The sequence below is a fragment of the Vibrio sp. 378 genome, assembly GCF_033339435.1.
Genome location: NZ_JAWOUO010000648.1, coordinates 1 through 656 on the forward strand (window position 1 = coordinate 1; position 656 = coordinate 656).

A 656-nucleotide genomic window follows, 5' to 3' on the forward strand; every position below is an offset into this window, starting at 1 on the left:
GCAGTTGAGTGAGAACAGTTTTGCGCTCATTTTCTATTTTCGACATATATTTCATTGATTCATAATGGTTTTTATATTTAAAAGTGCAATCGGTTCATTATTGATTCGATTGAATATTCTCAATTTTTGAGCGAAAAATGATCGATGTTTAACTGTTTGATGTGATTGAAACTCTTTGGCTCTTACAAAGAATTAACGTAATTTGGTGATGTGGTTGGTTGAATTTTAACCTTTTGCTTTGTTATGATGCTGCCTCATTTATTGATGTTGGTGATGTTTTAGAAGAATAAATACATTATGTATAGAAAATTGAGATTATTCATGGAATAAGCTCTGGCTCTATTTTTTCTAAATTTTAACCTCTATCTAATCCTATATATTCTTATCGTTAATTCGGTGGGAAGGATAATTATTATAATTATTTCAGGTGAAGCAGTGATTGATAAACTCCGCATGAATAAGCACGCCCTAAATAAAGGGATCTTTTTCTTACTCGTCTTATTTCTATTTCTACAAAACATCCAGTACGCCAAAGCTGCAGGCAGTTCAATAGGCCAGCAAGATACGTTGGTAATGCTATTAAATTTCAAAGAGAATCCTAACGATCAACCGATCACGTCAGAAGAGGCGCACGCGTTAGTATTTGGTGAAGTTAA

At 33.1% G+C, this 656-nt stretch carries 1 pseudogene; it reads left to right on the top strand.

What is annotated here, in order from left to right:
* Positions 1–435: 435 nt before the first annotated feature.
* A pseudogene (locus R7Q48_RS28055) lies at positions 436–656 on the top strand (peptidase M11 gametolysin); the annotation flags it as partial.